The organism is Pantoea sp. MBLJ3 (genome assembly GCF_000816655.1).
GTDB lineage: Bacteria > Pseudomonadota > Gammaproteobacteria > Enterobacterales > Enterobacteriaceae > Pantoea > Pantoea eucalypti.
This window is the reverse complement of the sequence record NZ_JSUT01000005.1, coordinates 1,232,996-1,248,418: the sequence shown is the minus strand read 5'-3', so window position 1 is coordinate 1,248,418 and position 15,423 is coordinate 1,232,996. Positions and strand designations below refer to the sequence as shown.

At 54.9% G+C, this 15,423-nt stretch carries 13 protein-coding genes; 8 read left to right on the top strand and 5 right to left on the bottom strand.

Annotation, left to right across the window (positions count from 1 at the left end):
- Positions 1–167 precede the first annotated feature (167 nt).
- Complete coding sequence (malI, locus tag NP77_RS12155; RefSeq protein ID WP_039660295.1) at positions 168–1,193, top strand: Mal regulon transcriptional regulator MalI; 1,026 nt, start codon at positions 168–170, stop codon at positions 1,191–1,193.
- Positions 1,194–1,235: 42 nt separating this feature from the next.
- Here the strand turns inward: malI and NP77_RS12150 are convergent, their stop codons facing one another.
- Together NP77_RS12150 and manA are read right to left on the bottom strand one after the other, a co-directional pair.
- Positions 1,236–2,735, bottom strand: a complete 1,500-nt coding sequence (locus NP77_RS12150) for a YdgA family protein (RefSeq protein ID WP_039660294.1) — start codon at positions 2,733–2,735, stop codon at positions 1,236–1,238.
- Positions 2,736–2,867: 132 nt separating this feature from the next.
- On the bottom strand, positions 2,868–4,043 hold the full coding sequence (manA, locus tag NP77_RS12145; RefSeq protein ID WP_003853447.1) for a mannose-6-phosphate isomerase: 1,176 nt from the start codon (positions 4,041–4,043) through the stop codon (positions 2,868–2,870).
- A gap of 197 nt (positions 4,044–4,240) precedes the next feature.
- Between manA and fumC the strand changes: the two genes are divergently transcribed.
- Positions 4,241–5,638: a class II fumarate hydratase gene (fumC, locus tag NP77_RS12140; RefSeq protein ID WP_003853448.1), complete on the top strand. Its 1,398-nt coding sequence runs from the start codon at positions 4,241–4,243 to the stop codon at positions 5,636–5,638.
- A 44-nt stretch (positions 5,639–5,682) separates the two neighbouring features.
- On the opposite strand, the gene tus is transcribed toward fumC, so the two are convergent.
- Positions 5,683–6,612 (bottom strand): DNA replication terminus site-binding protein, encoded by a 930-nt coding sequence (gene tus / locus NP77_RS12135; protein ID WP_003853450.1) that lies wholly within the window; start codon positions 6,610–6,612, stop codon positions 5,683–5,685.
- Positions 6,613–6,798: 186 nt separating this feature from the next.
- Between tus and NP77_RS12130 the strand changes: the two genes are divergently transcribed.
- The 4 genes from NP77_RS12130 to NP77_RS12120 all read left to right on the top strand — a co-directional run bounded on the left by NP77_RS12130 (position 6,799) and on the right by NP77_RS12120 (position 9,852).
- Positions 6,799–8,001 carry an MFS transporter gene (locus tag NP77_RS12130; RefSeq protein WP_225613735.1) on the top strand — a complete coding sequence of 401 codons (1,203 nt, stop codon included), beginning with the start codon at positions 6,799–6,801 and terminating at the stop codon, positions 7,999–8,001.
- 204 nt (positions 8,002–8,205) lie between these two features.
- Entirely contained in the window at positions 8,206–8,700 is a 495-nt protein-coding gene (locus NP77_RS12125; RefSeq protein ID WP_003853455.1) for an Rrf2 family transcriptional regulator, read from the top strand.
- Between the two features lie 290 nt (positions 8,701–8,990).
- A complete protein-coding gene (locus NP77_RS23695; RefSeq protein ID WP_072040365.1) occupies positions 8,991–9,281 on the top strand; it encodes a contact-dependent growth inhibition system immunity protein in 291 nt (96 codons plus the stop codon).
- A gap of 217 nt (positions 9,282–9,498) precedes the next feature.
- Positions 9,499–9,852, top strand: a complete 354-nt coding sequence (locus NP77_RS12120) for a type II toxin-antitoxin system HicB family antitoxin (RefSeq protein ID WP_039660293.1) — start codon at positions 9,499–9,501, stop codon at positions 9,850–9,852.
- Positions 9,853–9,937: 85 nt separating this feature from the next.
- Here NP77_RS12120 and oqxB read toward each other — a convergent pair whose 3' ends face one another.
- Both oqxB and NP77_RS12110 read right to left on the bottom strand, forming a co-directional pair.
- Entirely contained in the window at positions 9,938–13,090 is a 3,153-nt protein-coding gene (gene oqxB, locus NP77_RS12115; protein ID WP_003853459.1) for a multidrug efflux RND transporter permease subunit OqxB, read from the bottom strand.
- A 12-nt stretch (positions 13,091–13,102) separates the two neighbouring features.
- A complete protein-coding gene (locus NP77_RS12110) occupies positions 13,103–14,257 on the bottom strand; it encodes an efflux RND transporter periplasmic adaptor subunit (RefSeq protein ID WP_003853461.1) in 1,155 nt (384 codons plus the stop codon).
- 302 nt (positions 14,258–14,559) lie between these two features.
- Here NP77_RS12110 and NP77_RS12105 point away from each other — a divergent pair, with 302 nt between their 5' ends.
- Both NP77_RS12105 and NP77_RS12100 read left to right on the top strand, forming a co-directional pair.
- Positions 14,560–14,901 carry a helix-turn-helix domain-containing protein gene (locus NP77_RS12105; RefSeq protein ID WP_003853463.1) on the top strand — a complete coding sequence of 114 codons (342 nt, stop codon included), beginning with the start codon at positions 14,560–14,562 and terminating at the stop codon, positions 14,899–14,901.
- Positions 14,902–14,987: 86 nt separating this feature from the next.
- Entirely contained in the window at positions 14,988–15,422 is a 435-nt protein-coding gene (locus NP77_RS12100; protein WP_039660292.1) for a ribonuclease domain-containing protein, read from the top strand.
- Position 15,423 lies beyond the last annotated feature (1 nt).

Here is a 15,423-nt window from a genome sequence, read left to right as displayed (position 1 = left end):
CCTGGATAAAAGGACCATTGAGTAAAGTGGCGGGATGATAAAACGTTTTACCTGGATCTTATGCGCGCTGAATCACAATCCTCAGGTCATGGGTGATATTATTCTGACGTCATAAGGTGTAACGTTTTACCTTGTTTTCTAATGCTGTAGTTCAGTTGAGTAATCTGATGAGTAAAATCACCATCAATGATGTTGCGGCGGCGGCGGGCGTCTCGGTGACCACGGTATCGCTGGTGTTATCCGGTAAAGGACGGATCTCTGTGGCCACCATGGCACGCGTGAATGAGGCCATTGAGCAACTCGGCTTCGTCCGTAACCGTTCAGCGACCATGCTGCGTGGCGGTGAGAGTGGTGTGATTGGATTGATTGTCCGCGATCTCAGTCAGCCGTTTTATGCCGAGATGACGGCAGGTCTGAGCGAAGCGCTGGAGAAGCAGGGCAAATTGCTGTTCCTGACGCAAAGCGGTGCTCAGGGGCAGCATCTGCATCGCTGCTTTGAGTCACTGATCGCTCATGGGGTGGATGGTATAGTGCTGGGAGGCGGTGCCGACAAGGCCAGCCAGATTGTGACGAGAGCCAGCGAACTGAATATGGCGTTAGTCTGCGCCGCGCGCGCCAGTAGCCTGGAAGAGGTGGACGCTATCCGTCCCGATAATGCTCAGGCTGCGCGTCTTGCCACTGAATACCTGATTCGTCAGGGACATCAGCGGATTGCCTGGCTGGGCGGCCATAGCGCTTCACTGACGCGGGCGGAACGGCTTGGCGGCTATTGCGCCACACTGCTGCAATATGGTCTGCCGTTCAGGCCTGAATGGATTATTGAATGCGGCAGTACCCAGAAAGAGGCTGCCGAAGCGGCGGTCCAGTTGTTTCAGCACCATCCCCGATTGACCGCCGTGCTGGCTTACAATGCCACTACCGCGCTGGGGTGTTATTTTGGGCTGATGCGCACCGGGCGCACATTTTCCCGTGGTGCAGTCGACAGCTATTACGATCAACAACTGGCTTTAATGGGGTTTGGCGATGAACCGCAGGCGGAACTCACCGATCCCCCTCTGACGTTTGTCACCAGTTCCGCACGGGAGATTGGCCGCGTGGCCGCAGATCGTATCCTGCAGCGGATGGCGCATCCTGACGCCGCCCGGCAAAACGTGATTATGCCGCCACAGCTGGTTATTCGCGGGTCGGCATAAAAAAGGCGACCCGGAGGTCGCCTTTGATGGAAGACAGCGCAATTACTGTGGCATGCCTTCGCTGGTGGGCATGCCCAGCATATAGCGGGACATGAACTGCTCCAGCGTCATCTTGTCGCCGTTCATGTTCACCTGACCGTTGGCATACTGCAGGCTGGTCACGATGTTGTTATCCTGCTGCTGAGTCAGGCGGAACATCTGACCCATCGCCGCCAGACCCTTCACCTGCTGATCCGCCAGCTTTTGCGCGTCGTCGGCCTGATAACCTTCAGCCAGACCTACCTTACGCATGGTTTCGGTGGCCATCGGCATGTTGATGACCAGTTTGCTATCCAGGCTTTTCAGCACCCGATCAACCATGGCGCTGAGGGTCTGCGCTTCGCCGGTGACGGTGGACGGATCGTTGAAGCTGGCGGTCAGATTGAAGGTACTTTCACCTTTATCGTTTTTCCAGCTCAGCGGAGCGATGCTGATGGATGGCGAGCCTTTCAGCAGCATCGACAGGTTGTTCATCAGAATCTGATGAACGCCCGCCTGATAGCGAATAGGGTCTTCCGCAACGCCAGGCTGGCTCAGCAGTTCCTGCATCTGCGCGTTGTAACGATCGGAGAAGGCTTTGACTGCCTGGGCATCAAACTGGGACAGCTTCATTTTCAGGGCTGCCTGACCAAAATCCTGTTTCTGCAGCTGAACGCCTTCAACCTTGTAATCGATATTGCCGCCAATCTTACCGGCACTATTATCGAACGAGGAGGTGCCTTTCATTTTATTCAGCGTCAGGGCATCCTGACCATTGATGCTGGCATTCACCTTCTCAATGTCTACCGACTGGTCGCCGATACGCACGCCTTCCGGGCTGAGATGTGTGTTACCGCTTAGCTTCAGACCATTAATGGTGAAGAGGACAGGCTGGCCCATCTCATTTTTGCTGGTCAGCGCGAGGCTATCAACGTCACCGTCCAGCGACACTTTATCGCCTTTGTTATCTGCACTGACGTTGAAGGTGCCGCCATTGGTGGCCAGGCGTTCGCCGGTTTGGGCATTCTGATAGTCAACCGGCAAGACGCGCAGCGCGGTATCCGTGGCGCCGCTGTAACCAATGCGGGTGTCTGCGTTAATCAGAGACTTGTTCCCGGTCAGTTCAAACAGTTTTTTCACCGCATCGGTGTTAGCCAGTTCGGTATGAACGGACGCCATGCTTGGGATCAGATTGAAATGCTTCAGCTGCGCGAACGGGAAAGGACCATGATCGATAGTCTCATTCAGGATGATGCTCTGACCCGGTTTCAGCAGCGGATTATCTTCCGTCTGTGAGCTGGCCTGAACCACCAGATTTACTTTGCTGCTGAACACGCCGCGCTGATAGTCCTGATAGCTGATCTTCAGTCGGCTGTTCGGGGCATAAGCATTCAGCTGAGCGTTGGCGTTTTGCACCAGCTGGTCCCTGTGGCTTTCAATCTGCTTGCCGGTGAACCATGCCGCGCCAGTCCAGACTACGCCCAGTGCGATGATCACACCTACGGCAACATTGGTCTTTTTCATTGCTGATTCGTCCTTATCCTTGAGTCCGCTTATGCCGCAGGTTTAGCCTGGCGACCGAAGAAAAACGCCCGCAGGCGTTTAAAAGCTAATAGGTTGAAATAATAGCAGTTAACAGGCATGCCGTCAGCCGCTTCACCCTAAGTCGTTAAACACCCGCGCCAGTCGGCCCGTGCCAGCCGCCGTAACCGGTGATTCGCTGGCGGCAATGAAGCAGGACTCGCCAGGCTTCAGCGTCACCTGCTGCTCGCCTTTGGCGATCACGGCCTGGCCTTCGATGCAGAACATTATCGCGGCGCTCTGCTGCGCCAGCGACTGGGGTTGTGCATTGAGACTGTGAATAGCAAAGGCAAAATCGTCGACCGGAATCGGGAAGCGCAGTGTGTTGCCCTGGTGCTCCGGCGCTGTCAGCAACGCATTAGCGGGCTTCTCATCGAATTTCAGATTAGCCATCAACTCGGCAATATCGATATATTTCGGGGTTAAACCGGCCCGCAGGACGTTATCGGAGTTTGCCATCACCTCCAGTGCCACGCCTTTCAGATAGGCGTGCGGGGTTTCCGCGTAGAGGAACATCGCCTCGCCAGGTTGCAGGGTAATGACATTCAGCAGCAGCGGTGAAAACAGGCCACTGTCGTCAGGATACTCTGCCGCAATCATACGGATGGTTTCCCATGGCTCGCCCTGTTGCACGTCAAGCGCAGATTTCAGCACGCCCAGCGCCAGCGATTTCGCCTCGCCCTCCAGTGACAGCAGGGTAGAGAACAGCGCGGCCAGCGTATCCTTTTCAGGGTGCTGCAAAAAATGCGCAATCTGTGGATGTGCGCCCGCCACCGGTTCCAGCAGTGAAACCATCTGCGTCAGTGTGCGAAAGCCATTCATCGCCTGAAACGCAGTCAGCGCGTAGACCAGCTCTGGCTTGTGGTTGGCATCTTTATAATTGCGCTCAGCCGCAGCCAGTGGAATACCCGCTGCATTCTCACGCGCAAAACCCACTTCGGCGGCATGCTTGCTGGGATGAACCTGAATCGACAGCGGTTGATCGGCACATAACACTTTGAACAGGAAAGGCAATTCACCAAAACGCTGCGCCACCGCATCGCCCAGCATCGCCGCAGGCGAAGCATCAATCACGTCACGCAAAGAACGCTCGCTGCCCTGATCAATAACGGTTGAAGGGCTTTTCGGATGTGCGCCCATCCAGAGTTCCGCCATCGGCAGCCCTTTTGGGTTCTCAACCCCATAAAGTTCAGTCAACGCAGTTTTGCTGCCCCACGCGTAGTTTTGCAGCGAATTGTTCATTTTTTGCATCGCATAATCCTTTATCACGGGAAATTATTGCGGCTATTAAAGCAGAAACTACCGGTAAAAATACATATCCAGCGCAAAAGGACGCTAAGCTCTGATAATGTTAAATTATTGTATATTACTATTCTGACTGCCTGGCAGCCGATCGTGATCACGGACCAGGCGGTCATTCTTTAAAACAAGGTGAAGGAGACGTATTCATGGCAGCCAACCGCATTGAGAAAGATTCAATGGGCCCCATCGACGTACCGGTAGACAAACTGTGGGGCGCGCAGACGCAGCGCTCACTGGAACACTTCCGCATCTCAACTGAAAAAATGCCGACCGCGCTGGTGCATGCACTGGCACTGACCAAGCGCGCCGCCGCCAGCGTGAACCGCGATCTGGGCCTGCTGCCCGCAGATCGCGCCGATGCGATTATCAGCGCGGCGGATGAAGTGCTGGCGGACAAGCATGCGGATGAATTCCCGCTGGCAATCTGGCAAACCGGTTCCGGCACGCAGACCAATATGAACATGAACGAAGTGCTGGCGAATCGCGCAAGTGAAATCCTCGGCGGCGAGCGCGGTATGTCGCGCCTGGTCCATCCCAACGACGATGTGAACAAGAGCCAGAGCTCCAACGATGTCTTCCCGACGGCGATGCATGTCGCCGCCGTGATTGCCCTGCGCGAACAGCTGATCCCACAAATTCAGGTACTGAAAAAGACGTTGAGCCAGAAGTCTGACGCCTTTAAAGATATCGTCAAAATTGGCCGTACTCACCTGCAGGATGCGACGCCGCTGACGCTGGGCCAGGAGATTTCCGGCTGGGTGGCGATGCTGGAGCATAATCTGAAGCATATCGAACAGAGCATTCCGCACGTGGCGGAACTGGCGCTGGGCGGAACCGCAGTTGGCACCGGCCTGAATACCCACCCGGAATATGCAGTGCGCGTGGCGAAGGCGCTGGCCGACCTCACGCAGCAACCGTTTGTCACTGCGCCTAACAAGTTTGAAGCGCTGGCCACCTGTGATGCGCTGGTGCATGCGCATGGCGCGTTGAAAGGGCTGGCTGCTTCACTGATGAAGATCGCCAACGATGTGCGCTGGCTCTCATCCGGTCCGCGCTGCGGCATCGGCGAAATTGCTATTCCTGAAAATGAACCGGGTAGCTCCATCATGCCAGGCAAAGTGAATCCAACGCAGTGTGAAGCGATGACCATGCTCTGCTGCCAGGTGATGGGCAACGATGTCGCCATTAATATGGGCGGCGCGTCCGGTAACTTTGAGCTCAATGTGTTCCGTCCGATGGTGATCCATAACTTCCTGCAATCGATTCGTCTGCTGGCAGATGGCATGGACAGCTTTAATCATCATTGCGCTGTCGGCATTGAGCCGGTGCGCGAGCGTATCGACCAGCTGCTGAACGAGTCACTGATGCTGGTGACGGCGCTCAATACTCATATTGGCTATGACAAAGCGGCAGAAATTGCCAAGAAGGCGCACAAAGAGGGGCTGACGTTAAAAGGCTCCGCGCTGAAGCTGGGTTATCTTACCGAAGAAGAGTTTGATGCCTGGGTCCGGCCGGAAGAGATGGTCGGCAGCATGAAGTCCTGATATTCAGGATGAGTCAGAGGCCAGCAGATGCTGGCCTTTTTTATTCAGAGGGGGCAATCAACCCACAGATGCAGGCGGGGTATCAGCAGATTCAGTGGCTCAGCGGCCGGTTTATGACGATGCGTTATGTTATCGGCGTCGTAATTGAGTAACTCGCCCAGCGCCGGAACCTGAGTGCGATCGCGACAGATCACCAGTATTGGCGACGGGCAGGCGAGTTGCGTTTGCTTCTGTTCATCCGCGCGCCAGACACGAGCCACCGGCTGAACTTTTACGGGACGCTTGATTTTCAGCCGTGCCGAAGCGGGCAGGGCGCGTACGCTTGCCAGCTCTTCCTGCACTTTTTCCGCCCACTGTTCCCGTGACCACGGTGCCTTCGCCCGTCCCGACTTCAGGCTTTTTTCCAGCTGGGCGATCACCTCTTCGCGCCTGAGATTCTTGATAATGTGCTTGTTGGCCCAGCCGAAACGCAGGCTGTCTGGCGCGCTCAGCAGGGTAATGGTGCGATAGGCATTCAGGGTAATCAGCCCGCGCAGGTGCTGGTGGACAAACTCAAAACGCGCTTCACTCGGCAGCCCTGAATCCACGGTAATCAGCTGCTCCAGCCTTGCTTTCAGCTGGTTGATAAGTTCGACCAGCGAGACGATTTCCGCTTCCTGTTGCGCATCACATTCAATACAGAGTGCGCCGGGTAAGCGTACGGCTGCTTTCGTGCTCAGCTGTTCAGACTGGTGCTGCATAAAAAGGCGGCAGTAGTGGTCAAGCGCCATCTTTAACGCGCGCTCACCGAGATGCTGCTCAACGGCAATCCGGGTAATCGCCTCATGTTCGCGGCCTTTAACCACGGGCGGCAGGCTGAAGACACGGGCGATCAGCAAGGGTGTCGCTTCAATCTGCTGACGCAATTCACCCAGTGCCAGTTCCAGATCGTTAACACACTGATGCATATCAGCCACTAAGTCATAGCGCGTCATGTTGTGCCTCCATAGTTACAACGTCCACAATGTGGCAGAAGCTTCGGAAGGATGCAAGCGCTATATAGTTACAACATACTATAAGGTTTAATCAAAAAACCGTGCGGTCTGTCTGGCCTGCCAGCGAAAAGGAGATCACGCATTTTGGCTTATCGCAGAACATGTTATAAAACGGTTCGCCTGCTAATGAAGAGACCCCTTGTGAATCAGAACATCAAACCCGGCATCGCCGCCATTTTTACCCTTGGCTGGGTACAGATACTTTCCTGGGGCGGGTCGTTCTACCTGATGGCGGTAATGGCGAATCCGATTGCCGCAGAGACCGGCTGGTCACAGCAGTGGATTTACGGCGCGCTATCAACCGGCATTCTGGTGTCGGGCCTGCTGTCACCGCTGGCGGGCAGAATTATCGCCCGAACCGGTGGCCGCCTGCTGCTGGCACTGAGTGGCGTCGTGATGGCGGTGGGGCTGGTGATAATGGCTTACAGCGTCACGCTGCCGCTGTTTCTGTTCGCATGGGTAATTATTGGCATCGGAATGGCGATGGGCCTCTATGATGCGCTGTTTGCCACCCTCGGCACCTGCTATGGCGGTAAGGCGCGTTCCGCGATTACCAGCATTACACTGATTTCGGGCTTCTGCACCACGCTGGTCTGGCCAGGCACGGCGTTGTTAATTCACGGCTTTGGCTGGCGGGATGCCACGTTGATTATTGCAGCCATGATGGTGGTCTGCGTTTTGCCTGCTTATCTGTTTGCCATACCGGCAAACCACGCGAAGCAGCCTGTGAAAAGACGGAGCAGGGAGCCTGCCTCAGCGGAGATCGAACCTGCGCTGTTCTGGCTACTGTGCGCCATTTTTACGCTGGCGTCCGTGATCATGACAGCGATTTCGGTCCAGCTCATCGCTTTGTTGCAGGCGACGGGCCATACGCTGACCTCGGCGCTGGCGATCAGTGCTGTGATGGGTCCGTGTCAGGTGGGATCCCGACTCGTCGACATCGCCTTTAAGCGCAGTCATCCCATTCGAACCACCTTTTTCTCCGTCGGACTGGTCGCCGCAGGCTTGCTGTTGCTGGCGATCTTTCCACAGATGGCGATACTGAGCATGGTGTTGTATGGCGCAGGAAATGGCTTACGTGCCATCGTGCGCGGAACTTTGCCGCTGGTGATGGTCAAACCAGAGTCTTACGCAATCGTGGTGGGCAAAATGGCCCGCCCGGCATTAATGGGACAGGCGCTGACACCGCTGATTGGTGGATATGTGTTTGAAAGAATGGGCGCGCCGGCGACGCTGTGGTTGCTTTGCACCTTAGCAATCTTTAACGTGGTACTGGTTATGGCGCTGAAGCAGCGATTACCGGCGGTATCGGTCACCACCGCCCGATAGCAGGGGCCATTAAGTTTTGAGAGAAGCGGGCCGTTAGCAGGCTAAGCACCTTGTGCTATCGGGCCTCCGCCTTTGGTGAATACGTGCCTTGTCACCGCTGGCTTGCTTCAAAAAAGCAACAGTGTTTGTTATATTTATTGCTCATTGATTGTTCACTTATGCGGCAATAAAACAATAAGATCCACCGCAACTCAGGATAAAGAAATGCTTGATTATCGCTTCCCGACAGCTTTGCAAATGGTTCTGAGCGTAGCGATGGCGGAGCAAATGGGTAAACGCTCTACCAGCGCGATTCTGGCCTACGGGCTTGAAGCGAATCCCAGTTTCATACGAAAATTAATGGTTCCGCTGACCCGTGACGGCATTATCGTCTCGACGCTGGGCCGTACAGGCTCCATTCACCTGGGCCGTCCTGCTGCGGAAATTACCCTGCGGGATATCTATGTCTCCGTCATTGAAGACAAAAAAATCTGGGCCGCGCGTCCTGATGTCGCACCGCGTTGTCTGGTCAGTGCCAACCTCTGCTGGTACTTTAAGTCGATAGCTGATGAAGCCGAGCAGGCGTCGCTGGATGTGCTGGCAAAACGCACCGTGGCAGACGCGCTGAATGAGCTGAAGGTACGCGATACCAGCAACTGCACTGCCGTGCCAGAGCCTGAACCCGAAGAGATTGATGACCTCTGCAAAAAGAGCCGCTGATAGCGGCTTTTTTTATGCCTGCTGAGCCGTAACAGCCTGCCTCAAAACCACCATAAGCCAATAACTCACTTCCTGGGGCGGTTATCACGCTGAACCTGAGGGAACATTTGAAAGTTCAGCATCCATCAAAATATAAATGTTGTTTTCGTTTTCTGAAATGACAAGAGAACACGTTCACGAAAATCTGTTTTCTGGCTTTTGATGGAAGTAAAATTTGAGGGGAAGAGAAAATTAACGGAAAACCCTATTATTTTCTGACTTCATATCCTTCTTTCTGAGGCTATCAATGAATAAAAGCTATAAAAATACTGGAACGCTTATTCGGGTTTTTTTTTGGTCAGGATTATGATCTTTTTGGGGAAACGGTAGAAGAAATACTGGACAGTTATTTAGAAACTGAGAATCCAAAAACAGCAGCAAAAGTCTGTCAGGAAGCAGAGTATTTACTATCGTCGAATGATCAGGTACTTACAGAGACGTTTGAATCCATCAGCCAGGGAGAGTTCTATCCTGAACCCTGGGGGGAAACGGTGCGAACTTTTCTGGAAAAGATAAAAAGTCATTTAAGTGCCAGACTTTAACTCTCATGATTAACGGGTCATGTGGTTAATGACTGTGAGTAGAGTTTTTGCCCTAGTGAATAGCGAATGAAATGAGGGAGCGTAAGATGAGTCAGATCACGTTCGCTTCCACTGAAGTGTACCGATATATGTATGGTAAGTTTTATATTATTAATCAATTTATTATTTAGAAAATCCATTGCTGATATTCAGGTAATTAGAATGCAGGAGGCCAAAGATGGATAATCATTCAGATCTGGCTAACGTCGCCGGGCAACCCGCGGTGATCACCTATGTCCCCGAACTCAATATGTTCCGTGGACGCTTTACTGGCCTGTCAGGTTACTGTGATTTTGTCTCTGACAGCGTACAGGGCCTCTACAAAGAGGGCGACATTTCGCTGCGCGAATACCTGGAAGATTGTGCAGCCTCCGGCATCAATCCTTACGCTGAGCAGGAAAAAATCAAAACCTTCACGCTGCGATACCCTGAATCGCTGGGAGAGCGCCTGACTCAGGCGGCAGCTGAAAATGAAACCTCACTCAATGCGTTTATCATTGAAACGCTGAATGAAAAATTAGGTCAGCGTTAACCCGCGAAGCCGGATTGACAGGCAATCAATGAATCACAAATAAAAAAAGGGCGATCAGTTGATCGCCCTGATTAACTTCTGTGGTTTACACCGTCACTGACTCTGCATTGCCAGACCGGCGCGTCACCAGTTTGCGCAGGGCGACATAGAACACCGGCGTCAGGAACAGGCCGAACAACGTCACGCCGAGCATACCGGAGAAAACGGTGATGCCGGTCACGCCGCGCACTTCTGCACCTGCGCCTTCACCCAGAATCAGCGGTATGGTGCCAGCGATAAAGGCGATGGAGGTCATCACAATCGGACGCAGACGCAGGCGACACGCTTCCAGCGCCGCTTCCACAATGCCTTTGCCCTGAATCTCCAGCTCCCGTGCGAACTCCACGATAAGAATCGCGTTCTTACAGGCCAGCCCCATCAGCACCACCAGTCCGACCTGCACGAAGACGTTGTTGTCACCGCCGGTCAGCCAGACGCCAAACAGCGCAGAGAGCATCGTCATAGGGACAATCAGGATCACTGCCAGCGGCAGCGTCCAGCTCTCATAAAGCGCCGCCAGCACCAGGAACGCCAGCAGGACAGCCATCGGGAAGACAATCAGCGCGGTATTGCCCTGAGTTGACTGCTGATAACTCAGGTCAGTCCACTCGATGTTCATGCCGTTCGGCAACAGCTGACCGGACATCGCCTCAAGCTGGCTCATTGCCTGCGCTGAAGAGAGCACGCGCGGGTCGGCATCACCAATCAAATCCGCCGCCGGATAGCCGTTATAGCGGATCACCGGGTCGGGGCCATAGGTGGTGGTGATGTTAACCATGCTGCCAATCGGCACCATCTCACCGCGGTCGTTTCGGGTGCGCAGGTTAGCAATATCTTCCACGCTGTCGCGGAAATCGCCATCCGCCTGCGCCATTACACGCCAGGTGCGGCCAAAGCGGTTGAAGTCATTCACATACGATGAGCCAAGATAGGTCTGCAACGTGCTGAACAGGGCAGTCAGCGACACGCCCTGTGCCTTGGCTTTATCCCGATCAACCTTCACATCAAGCTGCGGAACGTTGGCCTGATAGGAGGAGATAGGGAAGTGCATCCCTGGAGTCTGCATGATGCTGCCCGACAGCGTATTGATTGCCGTCTGCAATGCGCCATAGCCCAGACCGGCACGGTCCTGCACATAGAGCGAATAACCGGAACCCTGACCTAGCCCCAGAATCGGCGGTGGCATAATTGAGAAGCCAAACCCCTGCTGGATTTGCGAGATCTTCGCATTGATCTCCGCGTTGATCTCCGCTGCCGTATGTTTGCGCTCATTAAACGGTTTCAGGCCGAAGAAGACCGTTCCGCTGTTTGGCGTATTAGTGAACTGCAACGCATTCAGGCCGGGGAACGCCACCGCATAGGCGACGCCTTCGGTCTGCATACCGATTTCACTCATCTTACGAATCACTTCATCGGTGCGCGCCAGTGACGAGCCTTCCGGCATCTTCACGCCGCCAATCAGGTAGAGCTTATCCTGTGTTGGGATAAATCCACCTGGCACGGTGTGGAACATAAAACCAGCACCGGCCAGCAGCAGCACATACACACCAAACACCGCACCACGGCGACGCAGCGTGCGACCAACCAGTGATTCATAGCCATGCGCACTGCGCTGGAAGAAGCGGTTAAACGGACGGAACAGCCAGCCAAACAGCGCGTCAATGATCCGCGTTAACCGATCTTTCGGCGCATCATGACCTTTCAGCAGCATCGCTGCCAGCGCAGGCGAGAGCGTCAGTGAGTTTATAGCCGAGATGACCGTGGAGATCGCAATGGTGGTGGCAAACTGCTTGTAGAACTGCCCGGTAACGCCCGACAGAAACGCCATCGGCACAAACACCGCGCAAAGCACCAGCGCAATCGCAATGATCGGCCCGGAGACCTCTCGCATTGCCTGATGCGCCGCTGCGCGTGGCGAAAGTCCCATCTCAATATTACGTTCGACGTTCTCCACCACCACAATGGCGTCATCCACCACGATACCAATCGCCAGCACCAGTCCGAACAGGCTCAGGGTGTTCAGCGAGAAGCCGAGCAGATAGAGCACGCTAAACGTACCGACGATAGAAACCGGCACCGCCAGCAACGGAATGATCGAGGCGCGCCAGGTCTGCAGGAACAGAATCACCACCAGCACGACCAGGATCACCGCTTCAAGCAGAGTCTGAACCACCGCTTTAATAGAGTCCCGGACAAACACCGTCGGGTCATAAGGCGCGGCCCATTTCACATCGTTGGGGAAGCGGGTCGCCAGCTCATCCATTTTGGCGCGAACCGCATTGGAGAGGTCAATGGCGTTAGCACCAGGCGCCTGGAAGATACCAATACCAACGGCGTCTTTGTTATTCAGCTGCGAGCGCAGGGCATAACTGCCTGAACCCATCTCAATCCGCGCCACATCACGCAGGCGCACCAGCGAGCCATCTTCTGAGGTTTTCAGGATGATGTCGCCGAATTCCTGCTCGCTCTCCAGTCGTCCCTGCGTGTTGATCGACAGCAGGAAATCGCTCTGCTTTTTCAGTGGCTCGGCACCCAGCTGACCGGCAGAAACCTGCACGTTCTGCTCCTGCATCGCCGTCACCACATCAGAGGCGGTCAGACCACGCGCCGCGACTTTATTGGGATCAAGCCAGACGCGCATCGCATATTCGCCTGCGCCGAAAATCTGGATCTGACCGACGCCCGGCAGACGCGCAAGCTCATCTTTCACCTTCAGCGTGGCGTAGTTACGCAGGTAGAGCGAATCATAGGTATTGTTGGGTGAGAACATGTGAACGACCAGCGTCAGGGTCGGCGACATCTTCTGGGTTGTTACCCCCAGACGACGCACATCTTCCGGCAGACGGGCTTCCGCCTGTGCCACGCGGTTCTGCACCTGCACCTGTGCCTGATCGGGATCGGTGCCTGGACGGAAGGTGACGGTAGTCACCAGCACGCCGTCCGAACCGGCCACAGACTTCATGTACATCATGTTCTCGACGCCGTTAATCGCCTCTTCCAGTGGCGTCGCCACGGAGTCTGCAATCACCTTCGGGTTAGCGCCAGGATACTCAGCACGCACCTGCACACTGGGTGGCACGACGTCGGGATATTCACTGATCGGCAGTAACGGGATGGAAATGACGCCGGTGACAAAAATCAGGATCGACAGCACCGCAGCAAAAATTGGCCGGTCGATAAAAAAGCGGGAAAAGTCCATAGCGGCCTCGAATTATTGAGCGGCTGCCGCACGCATGGCGACCTGCTGAGCAGTGACCGGCATGCCGGGCATAAACACTTTTTGCAGACCGGCGATGATTACCTTGTCACCGGCGTGCAGACCCGACTTAACAATACGCAGGCCATCTATCATCGCGCCGGGCTGGATATCGCGCCGCTGCGCTTTGCCTTCTCCATCCACCACGTAGACATATTTCCGATCCTGGTCGGTTAACACCGCTTTATCATCGATCAGCACCGCCTCGAACTGCGCGCTGCCTGGCAGACGCACGCGGGCAAACAGACCCGGCGTAAACTGACGCTGTTGATTGTCGAGCAGGGCGCGCATCCGAATAGTGCCCGTGCTGGCGGTCAGCTGGTTATCCGTGAAATCGATTTTGCCCTGATGCGGAAAACCCTGTTCGCCAACCAGCGCAATCTCGACCGGCAACGCATGACGCTGCTGGCCCTGACGCGCCATCGCCTGATAGTTGAGGAACGTGTTCTCATCGACATCGAAGTAGACATACATCTGCTGCTGCGACACCAGCGTGGTCAGCACGCTGGCGCTGTCGCCAGCGGTGACCAGGTTACCAGCGGTGATCTGCGCGCGGCTGGCGCGACCATCAATCGGTGCGGTGACGCGGGTAAAGTCCAGGTTAAGCTGCGCCATATCGACCGCGGCTTCTGCGGCCAGCACATCGGCCTGCGCCTGACTGGCAGCAGAACGACGCTGTTCCCACGCCTCGCGGGAAATCGCCTGTGTGCCGATCAGCTTCTCGCTGCGGCCGGACTCACTGCGGGCCAGACTCGCCTGGCTGCGTGCACGAGCCAGTTCCGCTTTGGCCTGCTCCAGCGCCGCGCGGTAACTCCGGTCATCAATGGTAAACAACACCTGACCTTTTTTGACTTCATCGCCTTCCCGATAGTTAACCGAGTCGATGTAGCCCGAGACGCGCGGACGCAACTGCACGCTTTGCACTGCTTCAACCCGTCCATTGAAGTTGTCCCACTGACTGACTGGCTTGATCAGCACGGGTGCGGCGCTCACTTCAGGCGGTGGCGGCGGGGCGTTTTGCGCCACACCCTTGTCGCAGCCGCTCAGTTGAGTGATGAGCAGTACCATCCCTAAGAGGGTTAAACCCTGACGAACCCGGTTCGTAATCATTGTTGTTATTCCGCGATAGATATAAACAGGCGGCCTGCAGGCCAATATTTGCAACTTTTAAGATTGCAATTAATCGCGGTGAGTGTAGGCTTGCGGGGCTGGCAACTGCAAGAATAACAGATACACTTTATGTGCGGTTTAGGGCAGGGCGATGAAGACCTGAACAGATCAGCATAAACCCTACAAAGAGTGCGGCATTTAATGTACTAATAAAACTTGCATTAAATGGCATAGTCAGCCACCCTTAAGTGTAACTGCAACTGATACTAATACTTTTCGCCACGGCGACAGGAGAGACTGGAATGATGAGTGATGCCTTTATTCACGATTTAATCGACTGGATTGATAACAACATCGAAGCACGTCTGGATCTGGATACCGTTTCAGAGCGTGCGGGTTACTCCAAATGGCACCTGCAGCGTATGTTCAAAGAGCACACCGGTTATCCATTGGGTGAATATATCCGCGTTAAGAAGCTGAAAAAATCAGCCGATCGCCTGACCACCACCGATGAGCCGATTCTCAATGTGGCGATCTCGTTAGGTTTCGACTCGCAGCAATCCTTTAACCGCAGTTTCAAACGTCAGTATGGTGTCGCGCCGGGTGCATGGCGTCGTCACAGCGGGGAATCGCACGCAGCTTAACCTCGCCAGGGCCAGCTTGTCTGGCCCGCGCTTTTCTCTGTGCATAAAACTGGTATCATCTGCGTCCTGTTGTCTCGGATGCCATCATGTCAAAAAAACTCTGGATTGGACTTTTCCTTGTCCTCGCGGCCTGTTTCTACGGCCTGAAACCTTATCTGAACACGGGTTCTACACCTGCCCAGGCGGATATCGCCACCCTGACCGATGCCCATACCGTGGCCCGCTGGGTGCTGCAGCATCAGCAATTGCCGGACTACTACCTCACTAAAAGCGATGCGCGTAAGCGTGGCTGGAATCCAGCCAAAGGCAATCTTTGCGAAGTTCTGCCAGGAAAAGCTATCGGCGGCGATCGATTTACCAACCGTGAAAAACGTCTGCCATCGCGTGCAGGTCGTCAGTGGTATGAAGCGGATGTGAATTATCGCTGTGGTCATCGCGACGCCGATCGTCTGGTCTACTCCACTGACGGGCTGGTGTTTCTCTCCACCGATCACTACCGCAGCTTCAGACAGGTACCCTGAT